Consider the following 14,928-nt stretch of genomic DNA (forward strand, 5'->3'; position numbering starts at 1 on the left):
GGGCAGCGCGCTCCACGCGAGGCCGCGGGCGCCGCGCGAGGCCGCGGAACGCTGAAAATCAGGCGATCTCTGTGAGGGGCGTGAGCGACGGGGAGGCCAGCGTGCGCCGCAGCGCGGCATGACCTCCCCGCGCGGATCTCGTGGCTAGGAGCGGCGCTCGCGGCGCTCGCGCGGCGGCGGCCCGCCGCGGTCGCGCTCCATGCCGGGCCGCGGGCCGCGGTCGCGGTCGCCGCCGCGCCCGCCGCCCGGGCCGTCGCGCCGCGGCGGCGGGCCGGCGTCGCGCGCCTGCGCCATGCGCTCGCGCGCCCGGTCGCCCTCCTCGCCCTCCGGCAGCGGGAGCAGCTCGCGCCGGCTCAGCCGGATCTTCCCGTCGCGATCGACGCTCAGCACCTTCACGTCGACCGCGTCGCCCTCCTTGAGGACGTCCTCGACGCGCTCGACGCGCGTGTGGGCCATCTCCGAGATGTGCAGCAGGCCGTCGGTGTTCGGCAGGATCTCGATGAACGCGCCGAAGTCGGTGATGCGCTTGACCGTCCCCTTGTAGGTCGCGCCGACCTCGGGCTCGGCCGTGAGCCCCTTGATGATGTCGAGCGCCCGCTTCACCGCGTCGGAGTCGGACGACGCGACGTTCACCGTGCCGTCGTCCTCGACGTCGATCGCGACGCCGGTCTGGTCGACGATGCCCTTGATGGTCTTGCCGCCGGGGCCGATGATGAGCCGGATCTGGTCGGGCTTCACGCGCACCGTGGTGATCCGCGGCGCGTACTGGCTGAGCTCGGGCCGCGTGGTCGGCAGCGTCTCCAGCATCTTGTTCAGGATGTGGAGCCGCCCCTCGCGCGCCTGATCCAGCGCCTGCATCAGGATCTGCCGGCTCAGGCCGGCGATCTTGATGTCCATCTGGATCGCGGTCACGCCGCGCGCCGTGCCGCAGACCTTGAAGTCCATGTCGCCGAGGTGATCCTCGTCGCCGAGGATGTCCGAGAGCACCGCGTAGCGCTGGCCCTCCATGATGAGCCCCATCGCGATGCCGGCGACGGGCGACTTGATCGGCACGCCCGCGTCCATGAGCGAGAGGCACCCGCCGCAGACCGCCGCCATCGACGACGAGCCGTTCGACTCGAGCGTCTCCGACACGATCCGGATCGTGTAGGGGAACTGATCCGGCGGCGGGATCATCCGGGAGAGCGCGCGCTCGGCGAGGGCGCCGTGGCCGATCTCGCGCCGGCCGGGGCCGCGCAGCGGCTTCGTCTCGCCGGTCGAGAAGGGCGGGAAGTTGTAGTGGAGGTAGAAGCGCTTCCACGTCTCGCCCATCAGGCCGTCGATCTTCTGCTCGTCGGTCGAGGTGCCGAGCGTCGTCGTGACGATCGCCTGCGTCTCGCCGCGCTGGAACAGCGCGCTGCCGTGCACGCGCGGGAGCAGGCCCACCTCGCACATGATCGGCCGGATGCTCTTGCCGTCGCGGCCGTCGATGCGCCGGCCCTCGTCGATCACGTAGGTGCGGACGACGTGCGCCTTGCGCTCCTCGAACTCGGCCTTCACGAGCCCCTGGAGGGGGAGGAGCTTCTCGGGGCCGAGCTCGGCCGCCAGGGTCTCGGTCAGCTTCTTCTTGAGCGTGCTGTAGCCGTCGTAGCGCGCCTTCTTGTCGGTCACCCGCGTCGCGGCCTTGAGGTCCTCGTCGACGATCTGGGCGACGCGCTGCTTGACGTCGTCCGGCAGCGCCGGCGCGACGAACTCGCGCTTCGGCTTGCCCACCGCGGCGCGCATCTTCTCGATGAGGTCGATGACCGGCTGCGCCGTCTCGTGCGCGAACATCAGCGCGTCGATGATCTCGGCCTCGGTCGCCTCCGCGGCGCCGCCCTCGACCATCACGATCGCGTCGCGCGAGCAGGCGACGACGAGGTCGATGTCGCACCGCTCGATGTCGGCGACCGTCGGGTACGCGACGAACTCGCCCTCGAGGCGGCCCACGCGCACGCCGACGACCGGGCCGTGCCAGGGGATGTCCGAGATGTGCAGCGCGGCGCTCGCGCCCGTCAGGGCGAGGACGTCGGCCTTGTTCTGTTTGTCGCTGGAGAGGACCGTGGCGATGATCTGCGTGTCCCGCTTGAACCCCTCCGGGAAGAGCGGGCGGAGCGGGCGGTCCATGAGGCGGCTCGAGAGGATCTCCTCCTCGCGCTGGCGCGCCTCGCGCTTGAAGAACCCGCCGGGGATCTTGCCGGCGGCGTACGTCTTCTCGACGAACTCGCAGGTGAGGGGGAAGAAGTCGAGGCCCGGCCGCTCGTCCTGCGAGACGGCGGTCACGAGCACCATGGTATCGCCGTAGGTGACGAGCACGGCCCCGTGGGCCTGCTTCGCCAGGCGGCCGGTCTCGAGGGTGAGGGCGCGGCCGCCCACCATGACGGATTCACGAACGAACATCAGGATTTCAGCTCTCTCTCGCGCGAGCGCGAGGGCCGCTGCGTGCGGCGCTACGCCGAGCGCGAGGGGCTGCTCTTCTTCCTCGATTCCTGCGCAGGAGCCGCGCTGCTGCTGCGCACGAAGCGAAGACGAAGACGCGCGGAGCCCGCGCTCGGGAACGGCGAGGCCGAGCGCCCCGCCGTCCCGTGGTCAATGAATGTGCTCCTTAGAGCGTTCGCCCCGCTCTCGCCAGCGCAAAACGCATGCGTTCAGGGGTGCGTGCCGCAAAACCTCCCGAACGGAAGGGCCGGAACGCCGGTCGGCGACGCGTTGACGTTGGGCGCGCGGGGGTGACGATGGGGCGGCACGGAGCTGCGCTCGGCAGGCGGACACGCCCGACCGACCGCGGCCGGCGCTCGCACCTGCCCCGACACCGCGGGCAGAAGGTAAACGGACGCCGGCGGGAGGCAGACGAACGCCGCGCGGGCGCGCGGCGTCCTCGGGAGCGCGCCGGCTGGACCGGCGCAATCTGCCCTGAAATCCGCTACTTGCGGAGGTTCAGGCGGTTGATGAGGCTGCGGTAGCGCTCGATGTCGATGCGCTTCAGGTAGTCGAGCTGACGGCGGCGCTGGCTCACCAGCTTCAGCAGACCCCGGCGGGAGTGGTGGTCCTTCTGGTGGGTGCGGAAGTGCTCCTGCAGCTGGTTGATCCGCTCGCTGAGGAGCGCGATCTGGACCTCGGGCGACCCGGTGTCGCCCTCGTGGATCGCGTACTTCTGGATGATGTCCGTCTTCTGAACAGAATGCAGCATGGCTGGCTCTCCATGGCCTCTCCGGTGCGCTGCCGAGCGCCCGGGCCGACGCGTCTTCACGACGCCGGCGACTGGCCAAGCGACGCCTGAAGGCGAGCCCCGCGCCCGGAGCGGCGGGAGCCCGCGAAATTCAGGCCAGTGAGCTGAGGAGCGCGCGAGTATACGCAGGCGCCTCGGTCCGTCAACGCGGTCGACGTGGCCCGCGCGATTTGTCACCCCCAGAACGGCCGATTGGCTACCCTCGGTCAGCGATGCCCGGCACCCTCCGGCCCCCTGAAGACGCTCCCCGACTGCAGTCGGACCCTTCCCGACCGCAGTCGGACCCGCGCGGCTCCCGACCGCAGTCGGACGCCCGCGGCTCGCAGTCGGACCTGCATATCGCGCACGCGATGACGAGCCTGTCGACCCCCGCCAACGCGCCCCCGAGCTCCGGGAGCGACAACGCGACGCCGAAGGTCTGCCCCACCTGCGGGGTGCGGTACCCGGCCGAGTTCAGGGTGTGCCCGCGCGACGCCGCGACGCTCGACGACTCCGTGGACGACGCGCTCCGCGACGATCTCGTCGGCAAGACGCTCAACGAGACGTACACGGTCATGCGCGTCGTCGGCGAGGGCGGCATGGGGCGCGTCTACGAGGCGCGCCACACCCGGATCTCGAGCAAGCGCTTCGCCATCAAGATGCTGCACCCGGAGTACGCGCGGCAGCCTCAGGTGATCTCGCGCTTCCAGCGCGAGGCCGAGGCCGCAGCCGCGGTGCAGAGCCCGTACGTCGTCACCGTCTTCGACGTCCACCGCACCGCGGAGGGGCGGCCGTTCCTCGTCAACGAGTTCCTCGAAGGCAAGGAGCTCGCCGACTACCTCACGGAGGTCGGCAAGATGAAGACCGGCCCCGCCGTGCGCATCGTCCGGCAGATCTGCAAGGCGCTCGCCGCCGCGCACGCGAAGGGCGTGGTGCACCGCGACATGAAGCCGGAGAACGTGTTCCTCACCGGCGACCTCGCCATGCCCACGGCCAAGGTGATCGACTTCGGCATCTCCAAGGTCGACGACGCGCCGGGCGCCGCGCTCACGCAGACCGGCATGATCATGGGCACGCCGTCCTACATGGCCCCGGAGCAGGCCCGCGGCGAGCGCGTCGATCACCGGGCGGACATCTACGCCGTCGGCGCCATCCTCTACTGCGCCCTCACCGGCAGCCGCCCGTTCGACCGCAACGACCCGACCGCGACCCTGACCGCGGTGCTCACCGAGGACCCGCCGCGCCCGCGCTCGCTCGAGCCGAGCATCCCCGAGCCGCTGGAGATGATCATCCAGCGGGCGATGGCGAAGGAGCCCAGCCACCGCTACCAGACGATGGAGGAGCTCGACGCGGAGCTGGCGCTCTACGACACGAGCGAGCCCGAGCCGCGGGAGCTGAGCTCCCCCGTCGTCCAGCCCGGGCCGCGCACGTCGCTGCCGTCGGCGCCGCGCGCCGCGACGATGCAGCTCCGCCAGGCGCAGCAGGTGAGCATGGCGAGGCCGCTCATCCTGCTGCTCTCGGCGCTCGGCCTCTTCTGGGTCGCCGGCGGCCTGATCACGCTGGTCACCGCGATCATCCGCCTCTCGCGCGGCGGCACCGTGACCGACAACCTGACCGGCCTCGAGGCGGTCCTGCTCGCGTCCGGGATCGGCTTCGCGCTGATCACCCCCGCGCTGATCGGCGCGCGCCACGTGCGCCGGAGCGTGTGGAACAACAGCATGAAGTCGGTCGATCTGGCCGACAACCTCCGCCGGCCGATCGTCGTCGGGCTGTGCGCCTACGGCTTCTCGTCGCTGCTCGTGCGGGTCGTCGAGGCCGTCGTCCTCCGGCGCGCGGCCGGCGTCGCCTGGCCCATGTGGGACGTCGTACTGTTCGCGATCGGCGCGGTCGGGGCCGCCGGGGCGTACCTCTTGCTCCGCAGCGAGAGCCGGTAGCCCGGCGATCTAGCCGCGCCGGCCGTCGAGCCAGGCCTGGAGGAGCAGCGCCGCCGCCGCCCCGTCGACGCGCTCCTTGCTCTTCCGCCCCGAGACGCCCCCGTCGCGCAGCCGCCGTGCCGCCTCGACCGTCGTCAGCCGCTCGTCGATGAGCTCCACCTCGACCCCGGTCGCGTCGGCCACCGCCTGCGCGAAGGCCGCGGCCCGCCGCGCCGCGGGCCCCTCGTCCCCGTTCATCTCCAGCGGCAGCCCCACCAGGAACCGCGTGATCCCTTCGTCCCGGGCGAGCGCCGCGAGGGCCTCGAGGAGCGCCTTCCGGTTCCGCCCGTCGAGCAGCGGCCGCGGGTGCGCGTAGAGCCCGAGCTCGTCGGTCACCGCCACGCCGACGCGGGCCTTCCCAAGATCGATCGCCGCAGCGCGCGTCTTTGCCTTCGCCATACCTCTCGGAGACAGCACATAGCCCCAGAACGGTGAGCCGGCGAGACCCGAGCGCACCGGGAGGCCTCCGACCAGCTTGACCCGCTCGCCAGCACCGACCATAAGCGCCGCGCGATGGAACTGCGCGCGGTCCGGGGGATGAACGACATCCTCCCCGAAGAGGTGGAGCGCTGGCACAAGCTCGAGGGGGCCTTCCGCCTCCACGCGGAGCTCCACGGCTATGCCGAGGTGCGCACGCCGCTGCTCGAGCCAACGGAGCTCTTCCAGCACCAGATGGGCGAGACGACGGACGTGGTCGAGAAGGAGATGTACTCCTTCGAGCGCCACGGCGATCAGCTCACGGTGCGTCCGGAGGGCACGGCGGGCGCCGCGCGCGCGTACGTCGAGCACGCGGTCCACGCCAAGGAGCCGGTCACCCGCTGGTACTACCTCGGGCCGATGTTCCGCGGCGAGCGGCCGGCGAAGGGGCGCTACCGCCAGTTCTACCAGGCCGGCTGCGAGCTCTTCGGCGATCCCGGGCCGCTCTGCGACGCGGAGACGATCGACCTCGTCGGGACGTTCCTGCAGCGCATCGGCGTCGGCGACTTCGTCGTCCACGTGAACTCGCTCGGCAGCGCGGGCACGCGCGAGCGCTACCGCGAGGCGCTGCTCGCCCACTTCACGCCGCGCAAGGGCGAGCTCAGCGAGGACTCGCAGCGCCGGCTCGAGAAGAACCCGCTGCGCATCCTCGACTCGAAGGACCCGCGCGACCACGAGGTGTCGCGCGACGCGCCGTCGACGCTCGACCTGCTCGACGACGCCGACCGGGCCCACTGGCAGGGCGTGCTGCGCTGCCTCGACGTGCTCGGCGTGAACTACGTCGTCGACCGGTCGCTCGTGCGCGGGCTCGACTACTACACGCGCACGCTCTTCGAGGTGAAGGCGACCTCGGGCGATCTCGGCGCGCAGAGCACGCTCGCGGGCGGCGGTCGCTACGACAACATGGTCGCGGGGCTCGGCGGGCCGAGCGTGCCGGCGATCGGCTTCGCGATGGGGATGGAGCGGCTGCTCACGATGATGCCCGACGCCCCCGCGCGCCGCAGGCCTGGCTGCTTCCTCGCCCCGCTCGGCCAGAGCGGCGCGGACCGCGCGCTCCTCCTCGCCAAGCAGCTGCGCGCGCTCGGCGTCTCGGTCGAGCTCGACGGGCGCGGCGGCCGGCTCAAGGCGATGCTCCGGCGCGCGGACGCCCTCGGCGCGCGGCTGTGCGTGATCCTCGGCGACTCGGAGGTCGAGCGCGGCGTCGTCCAGATCAAGGATCTCGTGGCGCACGTGCAGGAGGAGATCCCCTTGGAGGGCGCGGCGCGCGTGCTCGCGGATCGGGCCCTCGAGGCGTCGCCCGGCGGCCAGCGGGGAGCGCGTTGACCTCCGAGGCGATGGGAGCGCAGGGCTGCTCGCGGGGGGCGCGCGGCGCTCCGGCGGGCGAGGCGCGGGGCCGGGCGCGGCGCGCGGGCGCGGCGCTCTCGCTCGCCGCGGCGCTGGCCGCGCTGGCGGCGCCGTCGGTCGCGGCGGCGCAGGTCGGCTTCGGCCAGCCCGGCATGGGGCCGCCCCCCTCGAGCGCGCCGTCGAAGCCGCCGCCCGGCACGCCGGAGACGCACGCGGCGCCGACCTCGGAGGAGAGCCCGATCCAGACCCAGGAGCCGACCCTGCCGGAGGACCCGCTGGCGATCCCGCCGCAGGTCAAGAAGCAGATCGGCACGAACGACGCCGGCGACTGGGAGGTCGGGCGCGCCGCGGAGATCCAGCGCGACTGGTACGGGCTCTACTACGGCGAGAAGAGCGGCAGCTACCAGTTCCGGACGCTCTTCCCCCTGTGGGCGGAGCGCAGGATGCCCGGCGACCGCGCCACGATGGTGACGCCGCTCTACTACAACCGCCGGAGCAAGGACGTCGACGCCGACGTGCTCTTCCCGTTCTTCTGGAAGCTGCGGGACCAGAACACGTACACGACGATCGTCGGCCCGTTCATGCACCGCGAGCGCGAGGGGCGCCCCGCGGGCCCCGGGCGCAAGGCGGAGCCGGGCCGGCACGACAACTGGCTCGCCCCCCTCTTCTTCGAGGGCAAGAGCGATGACGGGAGCGGCTACTTCCACATCCCTCCCCTGCTCACCTTCACGCACCACACGGCGCAAAGCGGCTTCAACCTCGTCGGCCCCCTCTTCTGCAGCTGGAAGGGCGGCCCCGCGTGCGACGCGCGCTCGGCCGACAAGATCGATCTCGGCCTGGCCCCGCTCTACTTCTACGGTCGCGACGAGAGCAGCGAGTACGAGGTCATCCCGCCGCTCTTGCACTACTACCATTACAGCGACGTCGGAGACCGCTCGACGAACATCTGGGGTCCTCTGATGTGGCAGCACTCGCGCAAGGGCGACGTGTTCAACGTCATGCCCTTCTACTGGCACAGCTGGGGCAAGAACTACGATCGCACCACGCTGTTCCCGTTCTTCCATTACGGGTACGAGGGCAACTCGAACCTGCTCGTCACACCGCTCTTCGTGAAGGCGCGCGGCGAGGAGGGAGAGAGCACGTTCGCGACCTGGGGCTACGCCCGCTATCGAGGGCGGACGGAGCTCGACATGATCACGCCGCTCTTCTGGCAGTACCGGGATCCGGACATCGATCTGGAGCGGACGTTCCTGCTCCCGTTCTATTACCGGAACACCTCGCCGCGCAGCGACGATCTCGTCCTCTTTCCGTTCTATGGCCGCTTCAAGCGCCACGGGTTGAGCGACACCACGTGGCTCACGCCGCTGGTCCGTCACACGCAGGATCTCACGGGGTGGGAGACGGACATCTACCCGTTCTTCTATTCGGGTCGAAACCGCAACTCCACGCACCTCGTGGTCGCGCCGTTCCTCTGGGACTTCGCGACGCCGACGTCGCGCACCACGCTGGCGCTGCCGATCTATTTCCGGTTCGCGGACCAGAACTCGGTGACGCAGGTCGCGCTCAACACGTTCTACCGGGAGCAGCGGGTGCGGACGGGCAAGGAGTGGGAGTTCCATTTCTTCCCCGTGTTCTCGGTCGGCGAGACGCCGAACGGGCACTGGTGGAACCTGCTGTACGGGCTCGCCGGGTACACGCGCGAGGGCACGATGTCGAAGATGCGGGCCCTCTACGTCCCGATCCAGCTGAGCAAGTGATCCGGCCGGGCGCCGCGCTGGCGGCCTCGGCCCTCCAGCGCGGCCGGCGGACGCGCGGCGGTGGACATCGCCGCGGAGCTCGGCAATCGTTGGCGCGGTCGCGATGAGCACATCCGCGCGCGAAGCGCCCTCCCCTCGCCCCGAGCTCGTGAGCCTCGGCGGCGCGCCGCCGCCCCCGGAGCTCGCCGCCGACCTGCGCCGGCTCCTGGACCTGCCCGAGGGCGCGCGGCAGCGCCTCTGGGAGGCGCTCGGGCCGAGCCTCGGCGAGCCGGTGCCCGCCGCCGTCGAGCGGCTCCTCGACGGGTTCTGCCGCCGGCACGAGGTCGGGTCCGAGGCGCTCGCGCGGGTGCTCAAGGCGTGCCGCTTCCTCGTGCGCGAGGCGAGCAAGCGCGACCTCGATCGCGCCGCGCTCGCGGCCGACCTCGCGGCGCTCGCGCCCGGCGAGGGCGCCGAGGAGATCCAGGCGATCCTGCTCGCCGGCTACGATCAGGCCCGGGCGGTCGTGCGGCGGGAGATCGTGCGCGGTGCGCTGCTCGACCACGGCAAGCTGCTCACCGGCGTCGACTGGCGCATCGACTCGATCGCGGCCGCGAGCCGCGGGGCGAAGATCGCGGCGCCCGTCGTCCTGCTCACGCTGAGCTACCAGGAGGGCGACCAGCGCTCCCGGATCACGCTGCAGGCCACCCCCGACCTGCTGCGGGAGCTCCAGCAGATCTGCGCGCAGATCCTCGGCTGACCGCGCGCGCCGCCGGCGGCCGCGCGCGTCACCGCGATGGAGCGGGGCGAGCCGCCCCCCTCACCCGCCCCGCGCCTTCTCCGCCTTCTGCCGCCGCACCATCTCCGCGATCCAGACCGGCGCGAACGGCGGCGTGCAGCCCGGCGACGCCGGGTAGTCCTTGAGCACCTCGAGCCGCTCGCCGATGGCCACCGCGCGGGCGCGCAGCCCGGGGTTGCGGATGCCGATCTCGGCGAGGCAGTGGTTCATCGACCACTGCTTCGGGCCCGGCGCCGTCTTCATCTCCGCCTCGATCTGGTCGAGCAGCGCGGGGAGATCGAGGCCGGCAGGGCTCTTCACGACGCGGTCCGTCGTCAGGCTCCAGCCGGCGCGCCCGACCAGCGCGCTCGCGGAGTCCTTCCAGCGCACGCGCAGCTCCTCGACGTGGCGCGACGCCTTCACCACGTTGACGATGAACCAGTCGAGCAGCTTGGGGTAGCCGACCTCCCGGACCATCGCGTCCAGCTCGTCCGCCGAGAGGGCCTTCGGCTTGAACACGAGCGTCGAAAGGAGGCGGGCGTCGGGATCCCCGGTGCGCCACAGCTCGCCGGCCAGGGCGTGGTCCGCCTTCAGCCGCTTCGCGAGCGCGCGGAGCTCGGTGAGGTTCACGCCGTGGGCGTCTCCGGCGCGGGCGTTGACCTCGCGCATCTTCTCGTTGCCCAGCGCGGCGAGCTCCCGCATGACGTCGGCGAGGTTCATGAGCTGGACCGCGACCTCGTGCTCTCCCGCTCCTCGGCCCGGTTCGCCGTGACGACCTCGGCGATCGCGCTCAGCGCGTCCTCGGCGGAGAACGGCTTCTCCAGGAGCGGCCGGCCCGACGAGGCGAGGAACCGCTCCACGTCGGCGCCGAAGCCCACGCCGGTCATGAAGATGAACCCCTGCGCGAGCGCCGGATCGCTCTCGCGGATCCGCGTGTAGAAGACGTCGCCCGACATGCCGGGCATCCGCAGATCGCAGAGCACCACGTCGAACCGCTGGCCGCCGGCGAGCATCCCCATCGCCGCGTCGGCGCTCGGCGCGATCGCCACCTGGTGCACCCGGCCGAGCTGCTCGGACAGCGCGCGCGCCAGCGACGCCTCGTCCTCGACCACGAGCACCCGCGCCCGCTTCGACACGAGCCGCGGCACCGGCGAGACGCTCGGCGTCGCCTCCTCCGCGCGCCCCGCCGCCGGCAGCGAGATGATGAACCGCGCCCCGCCCGGCGGATCGCCCCCGGGCACCGGGCTCTGCGCCGTGATCTGCCCGCCGGCCCGCTCGACGATCTCGCGGCTGATCGACAGGCCGAGCCCCGTGCCGACCTCGGGCCCCTTCGTCGTGAAGAACGGCGTCCAGATGCGCGGCAGGTTCTCCTCCGCGATGCCGCCGCCGGTGTCGGTCACCACGATCTCGACCGTGTCCCCGTCGCTCCGCGTCTCGACCGTCACGGTCTGATCGCGCGCCTCGTGCTTCGAGCTCGGCTTCGCGATCGCCTGGGCCGCGTTGACGAGCAGGTTCACGATGACCTGCCCGAGCCGGCCGTCGTCCATCAGGATCGGCGGCACCTCCGACAGGTTCTTCACGATCTGCGCCCGCTCGATGATCTGGCCGCGCGTCAGGCTCAGCGCCGACTCCACGGTGCGGTTCGCGTCCGTCAGCGTGCGCCGCGACCCCTCGGGCTGCGGCGGGCTCGCGAACAGCTTGAGGTCGCGGACGATGTCGACGATGCGCTTGATCGAGTCGCGCAGCTCCCGCAAGAGCTCCGACGCGCTCGAGGCGGCCGCGCCCTCCATGCGCACGTTCGGGCCGCGCAGCAGGCGGTCGAGCATGTCCAGGCCGAGCAGGATGAACGCCGCGGGGTTGTTGATCTCGTGCGCCACGCCGGCCGCCAGCGTGCCGAGCGTCGACAGCCGATCGACCTGGATGAGCCGCGTGCGCGCCGCGTGCTCGGTGCTCACGTCCGCGAGCACGCCCTCGATCGCCACCACGCGGCCGCGATCCGAGACCAGCGGGTACACCGTGCCGCGCGCGGTGATCGCGTCGCCGCCCCGCCGCCTGAGGCGCGCCTCGTAGGACGACGAGGGGGCGCCGAGCTTGGCCCGCGCCACCGCGTCCTCGAAGCACATCACGCCCTCCGGATCGGCGTGGGCCTCGCCGAGGAAGCCCGGCGTCTTCAGCGCCTCGGCCACCGGCACCCCGAGGAGCCGCTCGGCGTGGCGGTTCAGGAACGAGAGCTCGCCGGTCTCGGGATCGAGCCGGAAGATGATGAGCGGCGCGTTGTCGAGGAGGTTCCGGTGCTGCTCCTCGAGCTCGCGGATCCTGAGCAGCCGCTCGGCGGCCTCGCGCTCGCCGGCGACGACGCGCAGCGAGCGATCCAGGCCGGCGCCGAGCGCGTCGGCGAGCTCTTCCAGGAGCTCGACCGGCGCGGCGGCCGCCGCCGCGGCGTCCGCGTAGCCGAGCACGAGCGCCGCCACCACGGGGCCGACGCCGGAGCTGCTGGCGCGCGCCGCGGCCTCGGCGCCGGGCGGCGCGGCCCGCACCGGGAAGGCGACGTACGCGAGGCACCCCTCGGTCGGCCCCAGACCGTCGAGCGCGTCCCCCGCGCGGGTGTCGTCGCAGGAGAACGCCTTGCCCTCGCCGAACACCCGCCGGAAGAGCGCCGCCGGCGCGGGGAGCAGCGCGCCGAACGGCGCGGCGGCGAGCGTGTCGCTGCGGATGACCGCGTGCGCGCGGAGCTCGCCCTCGGGCTCCGGGAACAGCACCGCGAAGAGCTGGAACGAGGCGAACCGGCCGACGGCGTCGGCGAGCTCCTCGAACGGCCTCGGCAGGAGGAGGTTCGAGTGGCGGGCCACGACGGTGAGGACAGCGTTCAGCGCGACGAGGCGGCGGTACCTCTCGCTCGCAGGCGCATCGTGCATCGCCACGACATCTCACCACGTCGGCGCGCGGGGACGAGAGGCATTCTTCACTTTTGTCCGTCCGGCCTGTCGGATGGGGTCGCCGGGGCCGCGGGCCGGGGCGCCGCGTGGTCGCACCGCTCGAGCAGCCGGAGGGCGGCGTCCCGGCGCTCCTGGCTCACGGCGGGCCCGGCGCCGGCCGGCCCCTCGTGGGCGGCGTACTGGGCGAACATCCGGCGCGCGGTCTCGGCGTCGCCGACGCCGCACGCCACCACGAGGCGCAGCCGCTCGGCCTCGATCCAGACCCGCTGGATGGGCAGGTGGGCCCCGAGCGCCCGGTCCAGGCGATCGGCCGCCTCGTCGAAGCGGCCGTCGTTCAGGTACTGGCGGCCGAGGAGGTAGCTCGGCAGGCCGTCGCCGGGCGCCTGCGCGGCCCAGGCGCCGAGCAGCTCCGCCGCCCGGAACCGGTCCGGCGCGCCGCCGCGGGTCCCGATCAGCAGCTCGACCACGGCCGCGCGGGCCCGCTCGTCGTGGACGGCGGCGATCTTGACGTCGAGCGTCCGCAGCCGGTCCTCGTCGACGAGGCGGCCGGCGACCTCCTGGTACCACGCGACCGCGCGCTCCCGGTCGCCGGCCGAGAGCGCGACGTCGCCGAGCCGCTCCGCCGCGCGGTCGCGCAGGTGGCGCGGCACCGACGCGTCCCCGGCGACGACCTCCAGCTCGCGCACCCCCTCGGCCCGGCTGCCGGGCGCGTCGCTCGCGAGCCGCGTCTCGGCGATGGCGACGCGCGTCGCGGGGCTCTGGTCGAGCGCGAGGACGCGCCGGTACTCGGCGATGGCGCCCTCGTGGTCGCCGCGCGCGCGCAGCTGCTCCGCCTTCTGCGCGCACGCGTCGACCACGTGCGGGCAGCGCCGCTCGAACACGGCGGGCCGATCGAAGCGGGCCTTCGCCTGCGCCCTGGCCGCGTCCGGGAGCGACAGCGCGTCGAGCTGGGCGTGCCACGCGCGCTCCATCTCGTCCCACGAGGCGCCGGTGAGCTCGGGCAGCGGCTTGCCGCCGTACCAGGCGCGGACCGCGGCGGGCCCGTACGTCGCGCGCACGTGGCCGACGAAGGCGCCGCTCACGGTGTAGGCGGTCGACGAGTTCTCGGCCAGGAACCCGAGCGCGAACAGGCGCGACAGCCGCGGCAGGATCCCGAGATCTTTCATGGCCTTGGCCCACTCGCTCGGGCTCAGGTCCTCGCCTTCCCTTGGCGAGCCGGCGACGGCGATCCCCTCGATGAGGCCCGGGTCGGGGAGCCACCCGCCGAGCCGCCCGGCGATCTCGAACGGGCCGCGGGCGAAGGCGCCGGCGAGCACGTGCATGATCTCGTGCCCGAGGGTCGGGTGCGGGTAGCCGGCGGCCTGCAGGTACACCTCGCGGCGCCACGGCTTCGCCACGTACGTGCGCGACGCGCCCATCAGCGCGCCCTTCTGCGCCGCGCTCTCGAACAGGTAGGCGCGGACGCGGAGCGGCGCGCCGTCCTGCTCGGCGGGCGCGCCGAGCCAGCGCTCGCCGGCCGCGACGTGGGCGTCGCACTCGCGGACGAAGCGCTGGACGTCGGCCTCGCGCATGCCGCGCGGGTAGACGACCTCGCAGCGCTGGCCCTGCGAGAGGGCGCCGAGCTCGGCCGCGATGGTCTCGGAGGTCTGGAAGTGGCCGAGGCGCGCGCCTTCGAGGAGGTTCGCGGCGCTGAGGGCGGCGCACGCCGCGCCGAGCAGGAGCAGCCCGGGGCGGCCTTGCAGCTGGAACGACAGCCGGCCGCCCGCGTCGTGGACGAGGTGGTGGGCGAGCGCGGAGGCGGCGACCAGGGTGGCGAGCGTCCCGGCGCGGTAGGTGAGCAGCCCGGAGGCGTCGACGACGGTGTCGTAGAGGGTGCCGCTGAAGAAGCCGACGAACGGGTCGTAGGCGAAGACGATCGGGCTCGTGTAGAAGCGGACGGCGCTCACGCCGATCGAGGCGAGCGGGGCGGCGAGCGCGGCGAGGACGGCGACGAGCCGGCGCCGCCACGCGGGGGACGCAGGCGGCAGGGGCGCGGCGTCGTCGCGCCGGATGCCGGCGGCGAGCTCGCCCGCGACCGCGCCCCAGGCGCCGCCGAGGGCCGCGCCGAGGCCGGGCCCGAGGGCGAAGTGCGCGGAGCCGCCGAGCACGTCGCAGAAGCCTGCGCGGAGGCCGTGGGCCAGGGTGGTGGCGTACGCGACGACCGCGAGCAGGGCGCCGTTCGCGACGCCGCGGCGGAAGGCGTCGATCGGCACGGGCCGGTGGGCGGCGACGTCGAGGGCGGTCGCGATCGCCGCGGCGCTCGGCGCGAGCAGGCCTGCGGCGAGCGCGCTCTCGTAGCCGGGGCCGTCGAAGAGGGGCAGGAGGCCGACGAGCGCCATCGCGATCGCGACGAGCGCTGCGGCGAGCCTCGTGGCTGGTGAACGCAGCAGCGTGGGCATGGGCGCGGGTGGCTCCAGGGCTG

At 73.1% G+C, this 14,928-nt stretch carries 10 protein-coding genes; 4 read left to right on the forward strand and 6 right to left on the reverse strand.

The window, feature by feature from the left end:
* Positions 1-144 precede the first annotated feature (144 nt).
* A complete protein-coding gene (gene pnp / locus WMF20_RS26915) occupies positions 145-2,418 on the reverse strand; it encodes a polyribonucleotide nucleotidyltransferase (RefSeq protein WP_129577102.1) in 2,274 nt (757 codons plus the stop codon).
* Between the two features lie 523 nt (positions 2,419-2,941).
* Positions 2,942-3,208 carry a 30S ribosomal protein S15 gene (rpsO, locus tag WMF20_RS26920; RefSeq protein ID WP_129577103.1) on the reverse strand — a complete coding sequence of 89 codons (267 nt, stop codon included), beginning with the start codon at positions 3,206-3,208 and terminating at the stop codon, positions 2,942-2,944.
* Between the two features lie 389 nt (positions 3,209-3,597).
* On the opposite strand from rpsO, the gene WMF20_RS26925 reads away from it, so the two are divergent.
* The gene (locus tag WMF20_RS26925; RefSeq protein ID WP_437604799.1) at positions 3,598-5,160 is read left to right on the forward strand and encodes a serine/threonine-protein kinase; all 1,563 of its coding nucleotides are present in this window, start codon (positions 3,598-3,600) and stop codon (positions 5,158-5,160) included.
* A 9-nt stretch (positions 5,161-5,169) separates the two neighbouring features.
* Here the strand turns inward: WMF20_RS26925 and ruvX are convergent, their stop codons facing one another.
* Complete coding sequence (gene ruvX / locus WMF20_RS26930) at positions 5,170-5,598, reverse strand: Holliday junction resolvase RuvX (protein ID WP_129577105.1); 429 nt, start codon at positions 5,596-5,598, stop codon at positions 5,170-5,172.
* Positions 5,599-5,712: 114 nt separating this feature from the next.
* Here ruvX and hisS point away from each other — a divergent pair, with 114 nt between their 5' ends.
* The 3 genes from hisS to WMF20_RS26945 all read left to right on the forward strand — a co-directional run bounded on the left by hisS (position 5,713) and on the right by WMF20_RS26945 (position 9,513).
* A complete protein-coding gene (hisS, locus tag WMF20_RS26935; protein WP_129577106.1) occupies positions 5,713-6,999 on the forward strand; it encodes a histidine--tRNA ligase in 1,287 nt (428 codons plus the stop codon).
* On the forward strand, positions 6,996-8,777 hold the full coding sequence (locus WMF20_RS26940; RefSeq protein ID WP_437604801.1) for a hypothetical protein: 1,782 nt from the start codon (positions 6,996-6,998) through the stop codon (positions 8,775-8,777). Before hisS ends, WMF20_RS26940 begins: the two co-directional genes overlap by 4 nt.
* Before the next feature lie 103 nt (positions 8,778-8,880).
* Complete coding sequence (locus WMF20_RS26945) at positions 8,881-9,513, forward strand: COMM domain-containing protein (RefSeq protein WP_437604802.1); 633 nt, start codon at positions 8,881-8,883, stop codon at positions 9,511-9,513.
* 60 nt (positions 9,514-9,573) lie between these two features.
* On the opposite strand, the gene WMF20_RS26950 is transcribed toward WMF20_RS26945, so the two are convergent.
* From WMF20_RS26950 to WMF20_RS26960, 3 genes are read right to left on the reverse strand one after another with little or no spacing between them, the layout of a single operon-like run.
* Entirely contained in the window at positions 9,574-10,251 is a 678-nt protein-coding gene (locus WMF20_RS26950; RefSeq protein ID WP_437604803.1) for a DNA alkylation repair protein, read from the reverse strand.
* Positions 10,248-12,446, reverse strand: coding sequence for a hybrid sensor histidine kinase/response regulator (locus WMF20_RS26955; protein ID WP_437604804.1), 2,199 nt, complete (start codon positions 12,444-12,446; stop codon positions 10,248-10,250). Before WMF20_RS26955 ends, WMF20_RS26950 begins: the two co-directional genes overlap by 4 nt.
* 47 nt (positions 12,447-12,493) lie before the next feature.
* Complete coding sequence (locus WMF20_RS26960) at positions 12,494-14,905, reverse strand: hypothetical protein (protein ID WP_437604806.1); 2,412 nt, start codon at positions 14,903-14,905, stop codon at positions 12,494-12,496.
* Positions 14,906-14,928: the final 23 nt, after the last annotated feature.

Origin of the sequence: Sorangium sp. So ce834, assembly GCF_051521425.1 — a bacterium.
Taxonomy (GTDB): domain Bacteria; phylum Myxococcota_A; class Polyangia; order Polyangiales; family Polyangiaceae; genus Sorangium; species Sorangium cellulosum_D.